Source organism: Streptomyces sp. NPDC058246, from assembly GCF_042881985.1.
Classification (GTDB): Bacteria; Actinomycetota; Actinomycetes; order Streptomycetales; family Streptomycetaceae; genus Streptomyces.
The window spans coordinates 180,186-199,843 of the sequence record NZ_JBHVWZ010000015.1; the positions used below are offsets into that span (position 1 = coordinate 180,186).

Genomic DNA, 19,658 nt, shown 5'->3' on the forward strand with positions numbered 1-19,658 from the left:
GAGTTGTAACGTTTCACTCCGACTGGCTGCGAAGGTAGTGGCGGCTGGGGCTCATGTCCACCACCCCAACAACGCGACTCTCAGACAGAATCAGACAGAACTTCCCGTCGAGCAGCCACCATCCAGCAGCCGGATCTCGGCACCCTCCTCATCCGAATTGAAACTTTTCAAAAGCGGAGCTCGTACTTCCTGCTAGGGCGGACGCGGCTGGTGAGCGGGGATCCGGCGGCGCGGTTAGCGTGAGGGGATGATCCGGTTCGAGCAGGTCACCAAGCGCTACCCGGACGGCACGACCGCCGTGGACGGCCTGTCCTTCGAGGCCGCCGAGGGCGAACTCGTCACGCTCGTCGGCCCGTCGGGCTGCGGCAAGACGACGACCATGATGATGGTGAACCGGCTGATCGAGCCGACGTCGGGCCGGATCTTCGTGAACGGCGAGGACATCGCCGGCGTCGACCCGGTGCAGTTGCGGCGGCGCATCGGATACGTCATCCAGCAGGTCGGACTGTTCCCGCACCGCACGATCCTCGACAACACGGCGACCGTGCCGACACTGGTCGGCTGGAAGAAGGCGAAGGCCCGGGCGCGCGCCGCCGAGCTGCTCGATCTGGTGGGCCTGGATCCGACGACGTACGGCTCGCGCTATCCGGACCAGCTGTCGGGCGGCCAGCGTCAGCGGGTCGGCGTGGCGCGGGCGCTGGCCGCCGACCCGCCGGTGCTGCTGATGGACGAGCCGTTCGGGGCCGTCGACCCGGTGGTGCGGGAGCAGTTGCAGGACGAGTTCCTGCGGATGCAGCAGGCCGTGCGCAAGACGGTGCTGCTGGTCACGCACGACATCGAGGAAGCCGTGCGGCTCGGCGACCGGATCGCGGTGTACGGGCAGGGACGCATCGAGCAGTTCGACACGCCCGGGGCTGTCCTCGGCATGCCCGCCACGCCCTACGTCGCCGAGTTCGTGGGCGCCGACCGCGGCCTGAAACGGCTGTCGGTCACCGCGATCGAGGTCGACGACCTGGAGCAGCCGCCGATCGCGCGCCTCGACGAGCCCGCGGCGCAGGCCACCGCGCGGCTGCACACGGAGGGCGCCCGCTGGGCCGTCGTGCTCGACACGCAGGGCGATCTGCACGGATGGGTCGGGGTCGACGAACTCGCGCCGGGCGGCAGTGTCGGCGACCTCGCCCACCGGATGAACTCCTGGGTGCCCGTGGGCGCCCCGCTGAAACAGGCCTTCGGTGTGATGCTCCAGCACGACGCGGGCTGGGTCGCGGTGCTGGACGGGGCGCGCTTCCTCGGCGTCCTCACCCCGGCGAAGCTGCACGAGGCGCTGCGCCGGTCGGTGGACGCGGACGCGCTCGGGGTGTCGCGGGGTCAGGTGGAGTTCGACTCGGTGGCGGACGCCTGATCCGTGAGACCGTGCGGCACGCTCCGGGCCGGTTCGCGCGTGCGGTGCGCTCCGGGCCGGTTCGAGCGTGCGGTGCGCTCCGGGCCGGTTCGCGCGTGCGGTGCGCTCCGGGCCGGTTCACGCGTGCGGTGCGCTCCGGGCCGGTTCACGCGTGCGGTGCGCTCCGGGCCGGTTCACGCGTGCGGTGCGCTCCGGGCCGGTTCGAGCGTGCGGTGCGCTCCGGGCCGGTTCGAGCGGTCCAGCGGTCGGAAGGCCGGCGTTCGTCGAAGCCCGCCAGGAGGACGTGGGAACCGCCCCACCGCATCAGTCCGGTCACGACGTCTCGGTCGCGCCGGACGTTCACTTCAGCAGGCCTTTGTCCTTCAGACCGGACGTTCACTTCAGCAGGCCTTTTTCCTTCAGATAGGTCCGCGCCACGTCCGCCGGCAGCCGTCGCCAGCTGTCCACCTGCTGGTTCATCGACGCCAGATCGGCGGTGGTCAGTACGTCGTTGAGCTTGCCGAGCGCCTTGGTGACGCCCGCGCCGCCCGCACGGCCCCGGTTGACGACGGGGACGATGTAGTCGGCGTTCTGCAGGTGCTTGTCGTCGGCGAGCAGGACCAGGCCGAAGCCGTCCAGGGTCGCGTCCGTCGTGGTGGTCAGCACCATCTGGTCCTGGCCGCGCTGCACGGCCCGCTTCGCCTGGGTGGTGCCGACGCCCTTCGGGTCGACGGCGGTGATGTCGATGCCGTACGTCTTCTTCAGCCCCGGTTCGCAGTACGGCCGCTGCACGCACTCGTCGCCCGCCGCGAGCCGCACCTTCAGGCCGGACCGTCCCAGGTCGCTGAGCGTCTTGAGGTGATGCTCGCGTGCGTACGCCCCGGTCACGGCGAACGCGTTCTGGTCGACGGCCCGGCCGGGGGCGAGGACGGTGAGGCCGCGAGGCGTGGCCAGTTTGCGCAGGGCGGCCATCGTGGCGTTCAGGTCGGGCGAACCGACGGGCGGCGCGACGGAGCCGTTGGTCTTGGCGTTGAGCCAGTCCGCGAAGGTGGCCGCGTATTCGGGGACCACGTCGATCTGGCCCGATTCCAGGGCGGGTTCGTACAGTTCGCGGTTGGCCACGGTGAGCATGGACGTCTTGTAGCCGGCCTGGTTCAGCAGCTGCGCGTACATCTGCGCCAGCAGGTCGCTCTCGGTGAAACCGGCCGAGCCGATGGTCAGGTGCTTGCTGTCGCCGGGCGGGGCGGTGACCGCGCCCTGGTTCTCCAGAGACGGGCCGGTGGTGCAGCCGGTGAGCGACAGCAGCAGGCCCACGAGGACACCACGCCGGCTCACCGCGAGGCCCTCGTCCAGTGCGGGGCCAGCCGTTCCACGATCTCGAAGACTCCCTCGACGATCAGCGCGAACACGGCGACCAGCACGGCCCCGGCGACGACCTGGGGCGTACTCGCCAGATTGAACCCCGCGGTGATGATCCGGCCGAGTCCGCCGCCGCCCGCGAGCGCGGCGATGGTCGCGGTCGCGACGAGCTGTACGGCGGCGATCCGCACCCCGTTCAGCACCATCGGGAGCGAAAGGGGCAGTTCTACGTGAAACAGCATCTGCCGCCCGGTCATCCCCATCCCGCGTGCCGCCCGCACCACATCGCGGTCGACCTCGCGCATCCCGACATACGCGTTGGTGAGCAGGGGTGGCACGGCGAACAGGACCAGGGCGACGACGGTCGGACCCTCTCCGTACTTCCCGAGCGGGGTCAGGAGCAGCAGGACCAGGACGGCGAAGGTGGGGACGGCGCGGCCGATGTTGGAGATGTTGACGGCGAGCGCGCCGCCCTTGCCGAGGTGGCCGAGGACGAGGGCGACGGGCAGGGCGATCAGACAGCTGATGATCAGGCAGACGACGGTCAGGACGAGATGCTGGGCCAGGCGGTGCCGGATGCCGTCGTCGCCCGACCAGTGCGCGGGGTCGGTGAGCCAGGCCCAGGCGCCGGCCAGGGTGTTCATCCGCGGGCTGCCCTGGTCCAGGGCGTGATGAGCCGCTGCACGCCCAGCAGGAGGAGGTCCGCGGCGATGGCGATGACGACGCACAGCACGGACGCGGTGAGCACCTGGGCCTTGAAGTAGGTGTTCATTCCCGCGTAGATGAGGTTGCCGAGCCCTCCGAATCCGACGATCGCGCCGACCGTGACCAGGGAGACGGCGGAGACGGTGGCGATGCGCAGCCCGGCCATGGCGGCGGGCACGGCGAGCGGCAGTTCCACGGTGAGCAGCAGCCGGACGGGCCCGTACCCCATGCCGCGTGCGGCCTGCCGGGTCTCCTCGGGGACGGCGCGCAGCCCCGCAAGGATGTTCCGTACCAGGAGGGTCAGCGAGTAGAGGACGAGACCCGCGACGACCAGGGCGGCCGACAGTCCGTACACGGGCAGGAGCAGCGAGAACATCGCGAGGGAGGGGATGGTGTAGAGGATCGTGGTCACACCGAGCACGGGTCCGGCGGCCCAGCCCCAGCGGCGCGCCAGGACCGCCAGCGGCAGGGCGACGACCAGTCCGATGAGGACGGAGACCGCGGTCAGCTGAAGGTGCTGGACCACCGCGTCGAGGAGGATCTGGCGGCGGCTGCTCAGATACTCACCGCAGATCCACTCGTTGCGCGCGAGGCAGTCGTCCGGGGGCGCGGTCACCCGTCCATTGCACCGGAAGTGTCCGCAGGTCGGCGCGTTCTGATGACCCGTACGGGCGGTTGCCGCAGGAGCGGGGTGTCGTTGAGTACACCCTGGAATACGGGTTCTGCGCCTCCTGTGGTCCCGGCCCGGTCTCCGTAGCTTCGTCTCCATGGCACAGGGCGTGCCGGACGGAGAGTGATGACGATGTTTCACCGAACGCGACGTACGCACGACACGGGGCCCGCCCCCGAGGCTCTGCGGCTGGTCAAGGTCAGCAAGACGTTCGGGACGAAGGAGAGTGCCGTGACCGCTTTGGACGGGGTGACGCTCAGTCTGGCGCGGGGCACGTTCACCGCGGTGATGGGGCCCTCGGGGTCCGGCAAGTCGACGCTGCTGCAGTGCGCGGCCGGGCTCGACCGGCCCGACAGCGGCATCGTGATGGTGGACGGTACGGAGATGACGGGCGGCGACGAGGCCGAGTTGACGAAGTTCCGACGCAGCCGGATCGGCTTCGTCTTCCAGCAGTACAACCTGCTGCCGACGCTGACGGTCGCCCAGAACACGGTGCTGCCGCTCCGGCTCGCCCGGCGGCGCGTCGACCGTGCGCGGGCCCGGGAGATCCTGACGGCCGTCGGTCTCGGCGACCGGCTCGGCCAGCTGCCCGACCAGCTCTCGGGAGGACAGCGGCAGCGGGTGGCGATCGCCCGTGCGCTGGTCACCGAACCACGGGTGATCTTCGCGGACGAGCCGACCGGGGCGCTGGACACGCGCAGCGCGCGGGAGGTGCTGCGCCTGCTCCAGGAGGCGGTACGGGTGCACGGCAGGACGGTGGTCATGGTGACGCACGACCCGGTCGCCGCCTCGTACGCCGACTCCGTCGTGTTCCTCGCGGACGGCCGGCTCGCGGGCCGGATGCAGGCGCCGACGGTGGACGCCGTGGCGGAGCGCCTGGCGCACCTGGGCGACGACGCGCTGCTGGGGGTGTGAGCGATGCTGGCTCTGGCCCTGCGTTCTCTTCGCAAGCGCCCCGGGCGCTTCATGGCGACACTGTTGTCCGCGTTCCTGGGCGCGGCGATCATCATGACGTTCAACTCGATGCACGACACGGCCGGACGGCCCGGTGTCGACTCGGTGAGCGCGGAGTCGCTGTCCACGGCGGCGAGCGTCGTCGGCGGCTACGGCACCCTGCTGGTGTTCTTCGCGGTCGCCTCGACGCTGACGGTGAACGTCCGTCAACGCGGCGCCGAGATCGAGCTGTTGCGCTGCTCCGGAGCGACTCCGGCGCAGCTGAAGCGGATGGTCGTCGGCGAGGCGGTGGCGGTCGCGCTGATGGGTTCGGTGCTGGCGATCGGCCCGGCCGTGCTCGGCGGGCGGGCCCTGCTGAGCGTCTTCCAGGACAGCGGTCAGGTGGCTCGGTCCGTGGACTACTGCTTCGGTCCCATCGCCCTCATGTCCGGTGTCGGGATCACCGTGCCGGCGGCGGCGGGCGCGGCGTTCCTCGCGGTACGGCGGGCGACGCGGCGGCGTCGACCTCACGGCGGAGCCCGGAAGTTCCTCACCTACGCGGCCCTCGGCGTCGGCGGCGCGGCCGTCTGCTCGACGTTCGCGTTCTCGGCGGACGACGCCGCGCTGATGGCGCCTCCCGCGTACGGCGCGATCCTGCTGTCGGTGGGGGGCGCGCTGCTCGCCCCCAGGCTGCTGAAAGGCCTGCTGGACCGGCTCCCGCTGGCGGGCCCGAGCGGGTTTCTGGCCGTACGGAACCTGCGGCGGCGCGCCGACGAGCTGTCCGGTGTGCTGATGTCGCTGACCCTGTTCACCTGCATGGCGACGGCGACGCTGTCCATGCAGGCGGTCGAGAACGACGCGATCGACGCCTCGGGCGTGCCCAAGTCCGTCGACGCCAAGAACCTGGAGACCCTCAACCTCGTGGTCGTCGGGATCATCGTGGTCTTCTGCTGCGTCATGCTGATCAACTCCCTGTACGCGGCGACGACCTACCGCAGCCGGGAGTTCGGCCAGCAGCGGCTGGCCGGCGCGACACCCGGCCAGGTGCTCGGCATGGTCGGCGCCGAAGGCGTGATCCTGACGGTCACCGGTGTGTTCCTCGGCAGCGTGGCCGGTCTCGCGGGAATCGTCCCGTTCACCCTGGTCCGTGTGGACACGGCGTGGCCGGAGCAGGGACTCGGCATCTGGTTCGGCGTCGTCGCGGTGGCGGCGGCGGTGACGCTGGGCACCAGCCTGGTCACCGCCCGGCGCACCCTGCGGACGCCCGCCGTGGCGGCGGTGACGCTCGCCGCGTGAGGACCGCGCGACCCAGGGGCACCCGCCCGGGCGGGTGCCCCTTCGCCCGCGCTGGCACTCGTGCCCTCGAATGGCGACGATGGACTCGGACGATGTACGCGCAGGTACGGCCCGAGCCCGGAGGGGACGATGAACGAGGACGCCCAGGAGCCGGACCGGATCGTCGAGTTGCGGGAAGAAATAGACCAGTTGAAGGAAGCCGTCACCTCACACGCCGTGGTGGACCAGGCGATCGGCATGATGGTCGCCCTCGGGCGGGTCACACCCGATCAAGGGTGGACAGTTCTCCGGGAGATTTCCCAGCACACGAACATCAAGTTGCGCACCATCGCCGAGATGATCGTTGTGTGGGGGCAGAACGACGATCTGCCGCCCGATATTCGCGCGGTCCTCGAGGAAACCCTCGACGCATACGGGCCCGCGCAGATCCCGGATGACGCTCCGCCCACTCCGTAGCCCCGGTCATCTGGGCACACTCGCCGCACTCCGCGGCGTCGAAAGGGTTTGGATCGGGTGGGCTTCGGTAGCCGAGAAGAGGCGGGAAGCTGGCCAACCCTTCCCGGGAGGGTTCGGCAGTGAGCTCGCCTCCGGCCGCCCGGACCGAGGACACTCGACCGGGCGTCCGGGTCCACCCTCCGGCCGTTCCGGCAGCTACGCCGCGTCGGCGAGCGCCTGTTCCCGCACCATGGCGCAGGAATTGCTGATCAGCCGGGACACGTGCATCTGCGAGACGCCGAGCTGCTCCGCGATGCAGCTCTGCGTCATACCGCGGAAGAACCGCAGGTAGAGGATGGTCCGCTCGCGCTCGGGCAGCGCGCTCAGCAGCGGCTTGACGGCCTCACGGTCGACGACCAGGTCGAAGCCGGCATCCAGTTCGCCCAGGGCGTCCGCCAGCGCGTATCCGTCGTCGCTGCCCGGCAGCTCGGCGTCCAGGGAGAGGGCGGCGAAGCTGTCCAGCGCCTCCAGGGCGGTGCGTACGTCATCCTCGCTGAGGTGCGCGCACGCGGCGATCTCGGCGACGGTGGGCCGACGGCCCGGGATGGTCTGGGACAGCTCCCTCAGGGCGGCACGCACCCGGTTGCGCAGGTCCTGGACGCGGCGCGGCACGTGCAGAATCCACATGTGGTCGCGGAAGTGACGCTTGATCTCGCCCGTGATGGTCGGGATCGCGTAGCTCTCGAAGGCGTTTCCCCGCGCCGGGTCGTACCGGTCCACGGCCTTGACCAGGCCCAGTGCCGCGACCTGGCTCAGATCCTCGATGGACTCGCCCCGGCCGCGGAACCGGCTCGCTATGCGTTCCGCCATGGGCAGCCAGGATCTGACGATCTCGTCACGCAGTGCCTGCCGCTCGGGGCCGACGGGCAGGGCGGAGAGCCGGGCGAAGGCGTCGGCGGTGTCCGGGGCGTCGTCATGCGGATGTTGCTTCGTTTTGACAGTGGCGCGCATGGTGCTCACAACTTCCCTCAGGGGTACTGAGTGGACAGTCACCATGGGAGAGTGCGCGCGCGGACCTTTCGGCGACACCCGTGCCTGGCGTACCAGCTCCCACGGACGTGCCTCCTGTCCGAAGCACTAACTAAAGTTGAATTCCCCTCGCCGGAGCCCCACAAAACAAATTCGCAGACAGTGTGACGCTCGGCAATCAGTCGATCCTGGAATGTGACCGGAAATCCAGGAATTCACCTTCTTCATTTACGCACGGAGCGAGCCGCCGGCGCGCCCGGCCCCGAGCCGGGAGACGACCGGGCGTGATCGGAGTGACCGCCCTCCGTATCACCAGGATCACGCCGTGACCAGGGGTTCCGTTCAAGCGTTCAGGTTGCGTTCAGGCCCGTCGCGGCACCTGGCAATTCCTGCACCAGAAGCACCAAAGCGATGGCAAAGACCCCTGTGGAAAGGCCAGTTCGCCATGTCATCGTGCGGGCATGAGCACAGAGCACCTCACCCGTCACCGCCGCGTCGCGGCCCCCTCCGCCACCGCCCTGGCGAGCAAGGTTCCGGAAGTCACCGTCTATTTCTGGGTGATCAAGGTGCTGACCACCGGGATGGGCGAGACGGCCTCGGATTTCCTCGCCCAAAAGCTCGGCCCGGTCCCCGCCGTCGGCCTCGGCGGGGTGGCTCTGGCGCTCTCTCTGGCCGTCCAGTTCGCCGTACGCCGCTATGTCGCCTGGATCTACTGGACGGCGATCGTCATGGTGAGCGTGTTCGGCACGATGGCCGCCGACGTCCTGCACGTGGGTCTCGGCGTCCCGTACGCGATCTCGACGCCGTTCTTCATGCTGGCGCTGGCCGTCGTGTTCACCATCTGGTACGCGTGCGAGCGGACGCTGTCCATCCACAGCATCCGCACCCGGCGCCGCGAGATCTTCTACTGGGCCACGGTGCTGGCCACCTTCGCGCTCGGCACGGCCGCCGGGGACCTCTCCGCCACGATCGGCCTCGGCTACCTGGGATCGGCAGTCCTGTACGCCGTCGCCATCGCCGTCCCCGCCGTCATGCATCGCTGGGGCGGCCTCAACGCTGTGGCCGCCTTCTGGTCGGCGTACGTGATCACGCGCCCGCTCGGCGCGTCGGTCGCCGACTGGATGGCGCTCAGCCACGCCCGCGGCGGCCTCGCGCTGGGGCTGGGCCCCGTCACCCTCTCCTGGACCGTCGCCATCGTCGGCTTCGTCGCCTACCTGGCGGTCTCCCGGGGCGACGTCCGGGAGACGGCGGGCTCGACACCCGGCGCCGTATAGGGGCGGCGGCCGGTGGTCGTCGTCGCCAGGACCAGGACGGCCAGCCCGCACCCGGTGATGATCCACCACGCCGTCGCCCTGGTCCCGGTGGCGACCGCGGCGCCGATCACCGCGACGCCGAGCGCTGAGCCGACCTGGCGGCTGGTCGCGGCGAGGGCGGCGGCCAGCCCGGCCTGGGCGCGTGGGAGGCCGGCGACCGCCGTGTCGGTGATCGGTGCGTTGACGAAGCCGAAGCCGAGGCCGAACAGCGCGTACGTCAGCGACAGTTGGGCGTACGAGGGGTGGGTGGAGTGGGTGGTGAGGACGGTCAGTGCGCCGCTGGCGGTGATACCGGTCCCGGCGAGCAACAGCGGGATCCGTGGGCCTCGGCTGCCGACGAGCCGCCCGGACAGCGGCGGGCACACCAGGCACAGCACCGCCATCGGCAGCAGGCGCAGCCCGGCCGACAGCGGACTCAGGCCCAACTCCCCTTGTAGATAGAGGGCGTTGGCGAAGAGGAAACCGGCGAGGGCGGCGAACGCGAAGACCGCGGTCAGGGTGGCACCGCTGAAGGACGCGCTGCGGAAGAGCCGCGGGTCGATCAGCGGTTCGGCGCGCCGGATCTCGTACGGCACGAGCCCGCCCAGCGCGCCCGCCGCGGCGATCAGGCAGACCACGATCAGTGGTGAGGTCCAGCCCGCTCCGGGCGCCTCGATGATGGCGTACGTCAGCGCGCCGAGCAGGACGACGACCAGCACCTGCCCGACCGGGTCGGCCCGGCGGGCCCGTGTCGCGCGGGACTCCGGGACGAACAGCGCGGTGAGGACGAGTGCGGCAAGGCCGATCGGCACGTTCAGGCAGAACACCGACCGCCATCCGACCGACTGCACCAGGGCGCCGCCGAGGACCGGGCCGGCCGCCATGCTGACGCCGACCACCCCGCCCCACACGCCGATCACCCGGGCCCGCTCCCGGGGGTCCGGGAAGGTGTTGGCGAGGATGGCCATGGCGACCGGGGTGAGCATGGAGCCGCCGACGGCCTGCACCATGCGGAAGAGCACCAGCCACCCGGTGCTCGGCGCCAGACCGCACAGTGCCGAGGCGCCGGTGAAGAGCACCAGGCCGAGCTGGAAGATCCGTCGTCGCCCGACCCGGTCGGCGGTGGAACCGGCCGCCGTGAGCAGCGAGGCAAGGACGATCGTGTACGCGTCCAGGGTCCACTGCAGGCCGGCGACCGAGGAGCCGAGGTCCCGCCGCATGGCGGGCAGGGCGACATTGAGGATGGTGGTGTCGAGGCTGACGAGCAGGACGCTCAGACAGCAGACGGCCAGGACCAACGACCGTCGTGCGCCGTCGGGTCGGTACACGGGACGCTTCCCTTCATGGCCGGTTCGAGGTGTGCGCTTCGGCGAAGTCCCCTACCACCGCGAGGAGTTGCTCGGGCGTCTCCAGCTGGGGCATGTGCCCTGCGCGGGGAAGCAGCTCGAACCGGGCCTCCGGTATCGCCGCCGCGTACGCGCGCCCGTACTCGGCGTCGACGACCTCGTCGCTCTCGCCCCAGACCACGAGCGCCGGGTGCGTGACCTTGGCCAGCCGCTCGCGCAGGGTGGGGTCTTCCATGACGTACGGCCCGGAGTAGACCTGGAGGGCGGCCCGGTTGGCGGCCATGACCGCACGGGCGGCCTCCGGGAGGGCGGCGGGGTCGATCGCGAACTTCGCGGGGTCGTGGAAGGCGAGCCTCGAGAGTTCGGCGGGTGTGATGGAGAAGGTGTCCGCGATGGGGTGGCCGGGGACGAGGATGCCGGCGGCGTTGACGAGGACCACGCCGCTGATCCGGTCGCTGCCCAGCAGGGCCAGTTCGGCGGCGATCCAGCCGCCTATGGAGTTGCCGACGACGGTGACGTCCGTCAGGCCGAGTTCGTCGAGCAGCCGCAGGTAGGCCTGGGCGAGGGTGCCGACGTCGGCCAGCCGGTCGGGCCGGACGGTGCCGCCGAAACCGGGGTGGACGGGGGTGACGACCCGGGCGTTGCGCCGCTCGGCGAGGAGCCCCGCGAACGGCGCGACCGTCTGTGGGCCGCCGCCGCCGTGCAGCAGCAGGAAGGGACGGCCCTGCCCCTGGTCGTCGACGGTGACGTCGAGGTCGCCAAAGGGGAGGGAGAGGGTGTGGACGCTGCTGGTCATGGTGATTCCTTCAGGGAGTTGGCCGGTCAGGCGAAGTCGGTGGCGGGAACGGTCGCGTAGCGGCTCATGACCTTGATCGTCGACTCGGCGGTCATCTCCTGACCGCCGGCGATCATGTCCCGCAGGTCGCGGAAGTACTGCACATACAGGTCGGGCGTGAAGGTGTTGAGCATCACTGCGGGCTCGTCACCGGGGTTGGCGAAGGTGTGCGGGGCACCGGGCGGGATCATCGCGAGGGTGCCGGCCGGGGCGACGTGCGTGGTCTCCCCGATGGTGAAGTGCACGGTGCCGGACACGACGTAGAAGCCCTCGTCGTGCTGGGCGTGCCGGTGCTGCGGCGGGCCTTCGGTGTGCGGGGCGAGGGTGATCTCGCCGATCCCGATCCGGTGCCCGGTGGTGCTGCCGTCTTCGAGGATGCGCACCTGGGCCGGGCCGAGCCGGATCGTCTCGCCGCCGTCCGGGCCGACCACGGATACCTCGTTCACCGCTGCCTCCTTCATGTCCTTGGCGCCCTTCGTGAGAGCTCGCTCTCAGGAGATTAGGGGGACGACTCTCGTTATGCAAGTGGACTCTCATAACGAGAGCTGACAGTGGTAAAGTGCAGGCGGATGGAGGACGGCCCGCAGGAATGAGGACGCACCGATGACGACGGCACAGACGGACACCGGCCGCAGCAATCAGAAGAAGCGCACGCGTACGGCGATCGTCGAGGCCGCCCGCGAGCTCATCGGCACCGGCGACGAGGTGACCATGCCCGCTATCGCCCGCGCGGCCCTGGTCTCCGAGGCGACCGCCTACCGGTACTTCCCCGACCTCCCGTCACTGATCGGCGAGGCCCTGGCCGGCGTCTGGGCGGCCCCCGCCGACGCGCTCCGGCCGGTCGAGGACTCCGCCGACCCCGTCGAACGCACGGCCTTCGCCTGCGAGTTCCTGCTCCGCGGCATACTCGAGCGCCAGGGTGCGGTGCGGGCGATGATCGCGGCCACCATCACCCGGCCCGAGACGGTGACCATGAGACCCGGCATCCGCTTCGGGCTCATCGACCACGCGCTCGTACCGCTGGAGCACACCCTGGGGGCGGCGGACCCTGAGGCGTTCGCCCAGCTCAAGCGGGACCTCGCGGTGGTCGTCAGCGCGGAGGCGCTGTTCACACTCACCGACTTGTGCGGGCTCGACGCCGACACGGCCGTCGCCAGTGCCGTACGGACGGCGACCACGCTGACGGAGGCGGCGGTGCGCGCGGCCGGGCGGGGATGAATCGGGACCGGACGCACGGCCGCGCACCCGCGCCGGCGAGGTGAGGCGCGGTCGCGCACCCGCGCCTCACCTCGCCGGCGAGCGACCGACGCCCCGTCGGTGACCCCCGGCGCAGGCCCGAGGTAGTTACATCTGGTTGATTAACCTATAGTAAGTATCTATGGGCGACCTCAGCAGACCCGCAGACGACCCCGCCGACGTCGCGGAGGCACTCAGGCTCGCCGTGGGCCGTATCGCCCGGAGGATGCGGCAGGCGCATGCCGTGGGTGATCTGACCCTCTCGGAGAGGTCCGTCCTGGCGCGGCTGGACCTGGACGGCGCGGAATCCCCTGGGGTATTGGCCGAGTTGGAGCGGGTACGGCCGCAGGCGATGGCGACCACCCTGGCCTCGCTGGAGGAGCGCGGTCTGGTGAGCCGTCGGCCGGACCCCGCCGACCGCCGCCGCGCGGTGATGACGCTGACGGACGCGGGCCGCAAGGTGCTCGCCGACCGGCGCTCGGAGTCGGTACAGAATCTGGCCGCCGTACTCGAAGGGGATTTCACCCCCGCCGAGCGGGAGAAACTGCTCGAGCTGCTGCCGCTGCTCGACCGCCTCGCGGAGCGACTGTGACCCCCCGGCCACCGACAGCCGCCGTGGAGCCCGGGCAGGACGGGCGCTACAAGTGGATCGCGCTGTCCAACACGACGCTGGGCGTACTGATCGCGACCATGGACAGCTCCATCGTGATCATCTCCCTGCCCGCGATCTTCCGCGGCATCCATCTGGACCCACTGGCCCCGGGCAACATCGGCTATCTGCTCTGGATGATCCTGGGCTACCTGCTCGTCTCCGCGGTCCTCGTGGTCACGCTGGGCCGGCTCGGCGACATGTTCGGGCGGGTCCGGATGTACAACATGGGCTTCGCGATCTTCGCCTGCGCCTCGCTCGCCCTCTCGCTCGATCCGCTGAAGGGCGGCTCGGGCGCGCTGTGGCTGATCGGCTTCCGGGTCGTGCAGGCCTTCGGCGGGTCCATGCTGACGGCGAACTCGGCAGCGATACTCACGGACGCCTTCCCCGCCCGGCAACGCGGAATGGCGCTCGGCGTCAACCAGATCACCGCACTGGCGGGCCAGTTCCTCGGACTGCTCGCCGGTGGGCTGCTGGCCGGCATCGACTGGCGTGCGGTGTTCTGGGTCAGCGTGCCGGTGGGAGTGGTCGGCACGATCTGGTCGTACCGCAGTCTGCGCGAGACCGGCTCCCGCAAGCCGGGACGTATCGACTGGGTCGGCAACCTCACCTTCACCGTGGGCGCCGGCGCGCTCCTCGCCGCCATCACCTACGGAATCCAGCCCTACGGCGGCCATCCGACGGGCTGGACCAACCCCTGGGTGCTGGGCGGTCTGAGCGCGGGGGCGCTGCTGCTCGTCGTGTTCTGTCTCGCGGAGACACGGATCGCCGAGCCGATGTTCCAGCTGGGGCTGTTCCGCATACGGGCCTTCGCCGCGGGGAACCTGGCGGCGCTGCTCACCTCGATCGCCCGGGGCGGGCTGCAGTTCATGCTGATCATCTGGCTCCAGGGCATCTGGCTGCCGCTGCACGGGTACGACTTCGAGCGCACCCCGCTGTGGGCCGGCATCTTCATGCTGCCGCTGACGGTCGGATTCCTGCTGGCCGGGCCGGTGTCGGGCTATCTGTCCGACCGCTTCGGCGCGCGGCTCTTCTCGACGGGCGGGCTGGTCCTGGTGGCCGCCGCCTTCGTCGGGCTGCTTGTGCTGCCGGTGAACTTCTCGTACCCCGCGTTCGCGGCTCTCTTGCTGCTGAGCGGCATCGGACAAGGGATGTTCTCCGCCCCTAACACCTCGGCGATCATGGGCAGTGTGCCGCCGGAGCAGCGCGGGGCGGCGTCGGGGATGCGTGCCACGTTCCAGAACTCCGGCACCGCGCTGTCGATCGGGCTGTCGTTCTCCCTGATGATCTCCGGTCTCTCCAGCTCGCTGCCGACTGCCCTGAACAGCGGTCTGCAGGCACAGGGGGTGCCCGCGGGAACGGCCGCCCAGGTGGCCGGACTGCCGCCGGTGAGCACGCTGTTCGCGACCTTCCTGGGCAACAACCCGATCAGCAACCTGCTCGGCCCGAGCGGCGTCCTGCACACCCTGCCCGCGTCGAGTGTGCGGACCCTGACCGGGACGCGTTTCTTCCCCGAGCTGGTCTCCGGGCCGTTCCACCACGGGCTCGTCACCGTCTTCGGGGTGGCCACGGCGATGGCCCTGGTCGCCGCGCTCGCCTCGGCGCTGCGCGGCCGCCACCACACCGCCGGACCGGACAAGCCGGCCGGCTCGACGAAAGGACAGCGCTCATGTCGAAAAGCGCCCTCCTCGTGATGGACGTCCAGCGCGGCATCGTGGAGCGCTTCCCGGACCCGGACTATCTGCCGCGCCTGTCCGGTGCCGTCGACGCGGCCCGGGCGGCCGGCGTCCCGGTGATCTATGTGGTCATCGGATTCCGCACCGGACATCCGGAGATCAGCGCCCGCAACAAGACCTTCAGCGCGGTCTCGCGGGGCGGAGCGTTCGCCGACGGCGACCGCGACGCGGAGATCCACCCGGACGTCGCGCCCCGGCCCGGTGATCTCGTCGTCACGAAGAAGCGGGTCAGCGCGTTCGCGGGCAGCGACCTCGACATGGTCCTCCGGGCGGGCGACATCGACAGCCTGGTCCTCACCGGCATCGCCACCAGCGGTGTCGTCCTGTCCACGCTGCGGCAGGCGGCCGACCTGGACTTCGGCCTCACGGTCCTGTCCGACGGCTGCCTGGACGGGGACCCCGAGGTGCACCAGGTGCTCACCGAGAAGGTGTTCCCCCGCCAGGCCGACGTCCTGACGGTCGAGGCATGGGTCAAGACGGTCGCGGCGTAGGAGCCACGGGCAGCGACCTCAACACCCCCGTCGCGCAGCCCTGGCGGCCGGCCACGATAGGGGTGTGCGCGGTCCCCGATCGGTCCGGTTCCCTACGGTGTCGGACTCAGTGCACGGACAACCCGCCGTCGACGAAGATCGCCTGCCCGGTTACGTAGGCGGAGGCGCGGCCGGCCAGGAACACCGCCGCTCCGGCGAAGTCCTCGGCCAGGCCGTTGCGCCCGACCATCGTGCGCGCGGCCAGTGCCGCCACCCGCTCCGGGTCGGACGACAACCGCGCGTTGAGCGGGGTCATGACGAAGCCGGGCACCAGCGTGTTGCAGGTGACGCCGTACGGCGACCAGGCCTCGGCCTGAGAGCGGGCCAGCGACTCCAGCGCCCCCTTGGAGACACCGTAGGCGCCACTTTGGACGAAGGCTCGGTGCGCCTGCTGGGAAGTGACGTGGATGATCCGCCCGAAGCCCCGCTCGGCCATGCCGGGCCCGAACCGCTGGCCCAGCAGGTACGGCGCCTCCAGGTTCACCGCCATCGTGGCGTCCCACACGTCGTCGCCCAGCTCGCCCATCGGTGGCCGCAGGTTGATCCCGGCGCTGTTGACGAGGATGTCGGGCTCGCCGAACACCTCGGCTGCCCGCTCAGCCGCCGCGCGCACCCCGGCGCGGGTACCGAGGTCGGCGCTCACCCACGCCGCCCGGCAGCCGTCCGCCGTCAGTTCGTCGACCGTGGCCGCCAGTTCCGACTCCTTGCGTGCCACGATCACCACGCTCGCCCCCGCTCGCGCGAGAGCCCCGGCGACGGCTCGGCCGATGCCGGAACTGCCGCCCGTCACCACGGCGACCCGGCCGTCCAGCGAGAAGAGTTCGGAGAGGTAGGTGCGCGAGGTCATGCCCGCACCCTAGATGATCGATTCCGAGGGACCGGCTGCGCGCGCAAGGGGAGAGAGTCATGGTGTCAGCCGTTGTTGAAGGCGATCTTCAGGACGCCCGCGCACGTCATAGCACCCTGCCGGCTGGGGTTGCATGCCGCCCTTTCTGGAATGTTGCACTGCGAGTGAGTCAATATCTGTGCTCTTGAGGTGAGAGTTTGACGGACCACTCCGTGAGAGTTTGACGGACGATGCAGAGAGAGTTTCTGCCGTAATGAGCGGAGTGGAATTATTCAACCGACGCGGGCCGTTGCGGCATGCTACTGTCGATCTCAGTTGCAGTCGTGGTTCCCAAAACTTGAAGTGGCTCCACTCGGCTCTTGCCGGTGGGGAACGCTTTTGTATTTCCGGTCATTTCCGGGCGGGGTAATCATCGCGGCGACACGGTGTTCGCACAATGCAGGCGCCGGTGTACTGCCCCAAAGGAGATATGACATGGCTGCTGGTACCGTGAAGTGGTTCAACGCGGAAAAGGGTTTCGGCTTCATCGAGCAGGACGGTGGCGGCGCTGACGTTTTCGCCCACTTCTCGAACATCGCCGCTCAGGGTTTCCGTGAGCTGCTCGAAGGCCAGAAGGTGAACTTCGACATCGCGCAGGGCCTGAAGGGCCTGACGGCCGAGAATATCGTTCCGGCCTGACGCTGACGCACGCTTTGTAGCTGGGGCCCGCATCCTTCGGGGTGCGGGCCCCAGCTACACGCATTTCCCGCAGTGGTTTCACCCGCGGGACGGCTCGGAGGAATCCGCAGTCTCATCACACGCTACTCCTCCTTCGGGGATGCAGGCGCATCCTGAAGAGCTGCACCGGACTCGACGCCCGGATTCCACGTTCCCCCTGCATCACCTATTTCAGCATTTACGCCCGTGCGGATTTCCGTCGGCCGGATGTGCTTTGACATCGGTCCATACTTGTAATTCCGTGCTGCTCATCGCTTGCGGGAATTCCTTGATATGCGCCGCATCGAGGAAGGTTCCGCATGAACCGCACACGCACGAACGACCGCTCCACCCGCACCCGTAATGGCAGTACCGCCGCCGGAAAGGTCGGCAGCCGCTTCGGCTCGCCGGCACCGCGCCGTTCCGGCGGCCCGGCCCGTTCCGGCGGTTACGGCCGCCGACCCGCCACAGTGCAGGGTGAGTTCGCGCTCCCCAGGACGATCACCCCCGCGCTGCCTGCCGTGGAGGGCTTCGCCGATCTCGCCATGCCCGAGCAGCTGCTGGCCGAACTCGGCAGGCAGGGCGTGAGCGCGCCGTTCCCGATCCAGGGCGCGACGCTGCCGAACTCCCTGGCAGGCCGTGACGTCCTGGGCCGCGGGCGCACCGGTTCCGGCAAGACCCTCGCCTTCGGCCTCGCTCTGCTCGCCCGGACCGCCGGACAGCGTGCTGAGCCCCGCCAGCCGCTGGGGCTGATCCTCGTACCGACGCGTGAGCTGGCGCAGCAGGTGACCGATGCGCTCACTCCGTACGCCCGCTCCGTCAGGCTGCGGCTGGCCACGGTGGTGGGCGGGATGTCGATCGGCAAGCAGGCCGGCGCGCTGCGAGGCGGGGCCGAGGTCGTCGTCGCGACCCCGGGCCGGCTCAAGGACCTCATCGACCGTGGCGACTGCCGGCTGAACCAGGTGAGCGTCACGGTGCTGGACGAGGCCGACCAGATGGCCGACATGGGGTTCATGCCGCAGGTCACCGCGCTGCTCGACCAGGTGCGTCCGGAGGGGCAGCGGATGCTGTTCTCCGCCACCTTGGACCGTAACGTCGACCTGTTGGTGCGCCGCTATCTGACCGACCCTGTCGTGCATTCGGTCGACCCGTCGGCCGGTGCGGTCACGACGATGGAGCACCACGTCCTGCACGTTCACGGCGCCGACAAGCACGCCGCCACGACCGAGATCGCCGCCCGCGACGGCCGCGTGATCATGTTCCTGGACACCAAGCACGCCGTCGACCGGCTCACCCAGGACCTGCTCAACAGCGGGGTACGGGCCGCCGCGCTGCACGGCGGCAAGTCGCAGCCGCAGCGCACCCGCACGCTGGCGCAGTTCAAGACGGGGCACGTCAGCGTGCTGGTGGCGACCAATGTCGCGGCGCGCGGCATCCACGTCGACAACCTCGACCTCGTCGTCAACGTCGACCCGCCGACGGACCACAAGGACTACCTCCACCGCGGCGGCCGTACCGCCCGCGCCGGCGAGTCCGGCAGCGTCGTCACCCTCGTCACACCGAACCAGCGCCGCGACATGGTCCGCCTCATGTCGGACGCCGGGATCCGGCCGCAGACCACCCAGATCCACTCGGGCGACGAGGCCCTGCACCGGATCACCGGCGCCCAGGCCCCGTCCGGCATCCCGGTCGTCATCACCGCACCGGTCGTCGAACGCCCCCAGCGCAGCGCCTCCTCCCGAGGCCGACGTCGCCCCTCTTCGGTGACCCGGCGCGCGCAGGGTCGCCAGTCCGTCTTCGATGCGGCGGCCTAGAACCTTCGTGATCAGGAAGCTGACCCATCTCTGCAGGAGGCACCTTTGACACTGGTTCAGATGCAGCCCCGCCCGGCGGTCGCCAACCCCGTGCACGGGACGGTGGCTGAGGTCATGGACGCGGCCGGACCGCAGGTCTGTGACGACATGAGCGTCGAGGTGGCGCTGTCCGTCATGGCCGCCGCCCGCACGGGCCGGCTGGTCGTCTGCGACCAGGACGGCCAGTGCACCGGACTGGTCACCCAGGCCGAACTCACCGCCGTCCGCGCCAGCTCCGCCTACACGGACCGCGTCCGCCTGCGCGACATCCTCGGCGACCACGGGTCGTTCACCTCACCCGTGACCACGATGGCCGAAGCCGGGCACGCGATGCGCTCCCGCCGGCTCGGTGCCCTGCCGGTGGTCGACGAGCAAGGCAGCGCCCTGGGCGTCCTCGCCCTCTCCCGCTGAACCGCCTCACCCTGGCCGGACCGTTCTCCCCTTCTCTCTGTGAGGCCACATGCGCTGCGTCATCGCCCGCTTCCCCTTCGAGCTCACCAAGAGCGGCGTGCTGGAATCGATGAAGGGCATCAAGCCCGAGCCGGTCACCGGCGAATCGGTGATCATCGGCCGCCGCCACTACCCCGTCAAGCAAGTCGGCCAGGTCATCACCCGCCAGGACCGCCGTGACTTCAGCGCCGCCGAAGTCCTCCGGGCCATGACGCAGCTCGGCTTCACCTGCCGCACCCTCCCCAAGGCCGCACCCGTACGCATCCTCAGCTCGCTCCAGCACGCTTCCGCGATGCTCGGCTCCCCCATGCCTGTCTGACCGACGGGACAGGCAACGAGCCGACACCTGAACAGCAGGGTGGGGGCCGGCGGCGGGCGGG

General features: G+C 70.2%; 21 protein-coding genes. 13 read left to right on the top strand and 8 right to left on the bottom strand.

Annotation, left to right across the window (positions count from 1 at the left end):
* Window positions 1–247 precede the first annotated feature (247 nt).
* On the top strand, window positions 248–1,402 hold the full coding sequence (locus tag ACFVXA_RS22920) for an ABC transporter ATP-binding protein (RefSeq protein ID WP_383740955.1): 1,155 nt from the start codon (window positions 248–250) through the stop codon (window positions 1,400–1,402).
* Between the two features lie 375 nt (window positions 1,403–1,777).
* On the opposite strand, the gene ACFVXA_RS22925 is transcribed toward ACFVXA_RS22920, so the two are convergent.
* The 3 genes from ACFVXA_RS22925 to ACFVXA_RS22935 are packed head-to-tail and all read right to left on the bottom strand — an operon-like array spanning window position 1,778 to window position 4,061.
* Window positions 1,778–2,716 carry an ABC transporter substrate-binding protein gene (locus tag ACFVXA_RS22925; protein ID WP_384021811.1) on the bottom strand — a complete coding sequence of 313 codons (939 nt, stop codon included), beginning with the start codon at window positions 2,714–2,716 and terminating at the stop codon, window positions 1,778–1,780.
* Complete coding sequence (locus ACFVXA_RS22930; protein ID WP_384021808.1) at window positions 2,713–3,384, bottom strand: ABC transporter permease; 672 nt, start codon at window positions 3,382–3,384, stop codon at window positions 2,713–2,715. Before ACFVXA_RS22930 ends, ACFVXA_RS22925 begins: the two co-directional genes overlap by 4 nt.
* Window positions 3,381–4,061: an ABC transporter permease gene (locus ACFVXA_RS22935; protein ID WP_383905651.1), complete on the bottom strand. Its 681-nt coding sequence runs from the start codon at window positions 4,059–4,061 to the stop codon at window positions 3,381–3,383. The genes ACFVXA_RS22930 and ACFVXA_RS22935 overlap by 4 nt, the downstream gene beginning before the upstream one ends.
* Window positions 4,062–4,247: 186 nt before the next feature.
* Here ACFVXA_RS22935 and ACFVXA_RS22940 point away from each other — a divergent pair, with 186 nt between their 5' ends.
* From ACFVXA_RS22940 to ACFVXA_RS22950, 3 genes are all read left to right on the top strand, one after another.
* Window positions 4,248–5,030 (top strand): ABC transporter ATP-binding protein, encoded by a 783-nt coding sequence (locus ACFVXA_RS22940; protein WP_383740964.1) that lies wholly within the window; start codon window positions 4,248–4,250, stop codon window positions 5,028–5,030.
* Window positions 5,031–5,033: 3 nt separating this feature from the next.
* Window positions 5,034–6,344, top strand: a complete 1,311-nt coding sequence (locus ACFVXA_RS22945; protein WP_390026252.1) for an FtsX-like permease family protein — start codon at window positions 5,034–5,036, stop codon at window positions 6,342–6,344.
* Between the two features lie 129 nt (window positions 6,345–6,473).
* A complete protein-coding gene (locus ACFVXA_RS22950) occupies window positions 6,474–6,800 on the top strand; it encodes an ANTAR domain-containing protein (protein WP_383740970.1) in 327 nt (108 codons plus the stop codon).
* Between the two features lie 195 nt (window positions 6,801–6,995).
* Here the strand turns inward: ACFVXA_RS22950 and ACFVXA_RS22955 are convergent, their stop codons facing one another.
* A complete protein-coding gene (locus ACFVXA_RS22955; protein WP_390026254.1) occupies window positions 6,996–7,790 on the bottom strand; it encodes an RNA polymerase sigma factor SigF in 795 nt (264 codons plus the stop codon).
* A gap of 479 nt (window positions 7,791–8,269) precedes the next feature.
* Here ACFVXA_RS22955 and ACFVXA_RS22960 point away from each other — a divergent pair, with 479 nt between their 5' ends.
* Window positions 8,270–9,082 carry a hypothetical protein gene (locus ACFVXA_RS22960; protein ID WP_383905660.1) on the top strand — a complete coding sequence of 271 codons (813 nt, stop codon included), beginning with the start codon at window positions 8,270–8,272 and terminating at the stop codon, window positions 9,080–9,082.
* Here the strand turns inward: ACFVXA_RS22960 and ACFVXA_RS22965 are convergent.
* From ACFVXA_RS22965 to ACFVXA_RS22975, 3 genes are read right to left on the bottom strand one after another with little or no spacing between them, the layout of a single operon-like run.
* Complete coding sequence (locus ACFVXA_RS22965; protein ID WP_390026257.1) at window positions 9,019–10,428, bottom strand: DHA2 family efflux MFS transporter permease subunit; 1,410 nt, start codon at window positions 10,426–10,428, stop codon at window positions 9,019–9,021. The genes ACFVXA_RS22960 and ACFVXA_RS22965 overlap by 64 nt on opposite strands.
* Before the next feature lie 13 nt (window positions 10,429–10,441).
* Entirely contained in the window at window positions 10,442–11,242 is an 801-nt protein-coding gene (locus ACFVXA_RS22970; RefSeq protein WP_390026260.1) for an alpha/beta fold hydrolase, read from the bottom strand.
* Window positions 11,243–11,268: 26 nt separating this feature from the next.
* Window positions 11,269–11,727, bottom strand: a complete 459-nt coding sequence (locus ACFVXA_RS22975; RefSeq protein ID WP_383740982.1) for a cupin domain-containing protein — start codon at window positions 11,725–11,727, stop codon at window positions 11,269–11,271.
* A 157-nt stretch (window positions 11,728–11,884) separates the two neighbouring features.
* On the opposite strand from ACFVXA_RS22975, the gene ACFVXA_RS22980 reads away from it, so the two are divergent.
* The 4 genes from ACFVXA_RS22980 (at window position 11,885) to ACFVXA_RS22995 (ending at window position 15,393) form a co-directional block, all read left to right on the top strand.
* Window positions 11,885–12,499: a TetR/AcrR family transcriptional regulator gene (locus tag ACFVXA_RS22980; RefSeq protein ID WP_383740985.1), complete on the top strand. Its 615-nt coding sequence runs from the start codon at window positions 11,885–11,887 to the stop codon at window positions 12,497–12,499.
* Window positions 12,500–12,659: 160 nt separating this feature from the next.
* Window positions 12,660–13,109 carry a MarR family transcriptional regulator gene (locus ACFVXA_RS22985; RefSeq protein ID WP_362032056.1) on the top strand — a complete coding sequence of 150 codons (450 nt, stop codon included), beginning with the start codon at window positions 12,660–12,662 and terminating at the stop codon, window positions 13,107–13,109.
* 98 nt (window positions 13,110–13,207) lie between these two features.
* Window positions 13,208–14,860 carry an MFS transporter gene (locus ACFVXA_RS22990; RefSeq protein WP_390026279.1) on the top strand — a complete coding sequence of 551 codons (1,653 nt, stop codon included), beginning with the start codon at window positions 13,208–13,210 and terminating at the stop codon, window positions 14,858–14,860.
* Window positions 14,836–15,393, top strand: a complete 558-nt coding sequence (locus ACFVXA_RS22995; protein ID WP_383740989.1) for a cysteine hydrolase family protein — start codon at window positions 14,836–14,838, stop codon at window positions 15,391–15,393. Before ACFVXA_RS22990 ends, ACFVXA_RS22995 begins: the two co-directional genes overlap by 25 nt.
* Window positions 15,394–15,499: 106 nt before the next feature.
* On the opposite strand, the gene ACFVXA_RS23000 is transcribed toward ACFVXA_RS22995, so the two are convergent.
* Window positions 15,500–16,279 (bottom strand): SDR family NAD(P)-dependent oxidoreductase, encoded by a 780-nt coding sequence (locus ACFVXA_RS23000; protein ID WP_383740992.1) that lies wholly within the window; start codon window positions 16,277–16,279, stop codon window positions 15,500–15,502.
* Window positions 16,280–16,753: 474 nt separating this feature from the next.
* Here ACFVXA_RS23000 and ACFVXA_RS23005 point away from each other — a divergent pair, with 474 nt between their 5' ends.
* The 4 genes from ACFVXA_RS23005 to ACFVXA_RS23020 all read left to right on the top strand — a co-directional run bounded on the left by ACFVXA_RS23005 (window position 16,754) and on the right by ACFVXA_RS23020 (window position 19,597).
* Window positions 16,754–16,957, top strand: coding sequence for a cold-shock protein (locus ACFVXA_RS23005; protein ID WP_181650999.1), 204 nt, complete (start codon window positions 16,754–16,756; stop codon window positions 16,955–16,957).
* Between the two features lie 338 nt (window positions 16,958–17,295).
* The gene (locus ACFVXA_RS23010) at window positions 17,296–18,789 is read left to right on the top strand and encodes a DEAD/DEAH box helicase (protein WP_383740995.1); all 1,494 of its coding nucleotides are present in this window, start codon (window positions 17,296–17,298) and stop codon (window positions 18,787–18,789) included.
* Window positions 18,790–18,834: 45 nt separating this feature from the next.
* The gene (locus ACFVXA_RS23015; protein ID WP_362032047.1) at window positions 18,835–19,239 is read left to right on the top strand and encodes a CBS domain-containing protein; all 405 of its coding nucleotides are present in this window, start codon (window positions 18,835–18,837) and stop codon (window positions 19,237–19,239) included.
* A 49-nt stretch (window positions 19,240–19,288) separates the two neighbouring features.
* Window positions 19,289–19,597, top strand: a complete 309-nt coding sequence (locus ACFVXA_RS23020; RefSeq protein ID WP_390026263.1) for an SCO5918 family protein — start codon at window positions 19,289–19,291, stop codon at window positions 19,595–19,597.
* Window positions 19,598–19,658: the final 61 nt, after the last annotated feature.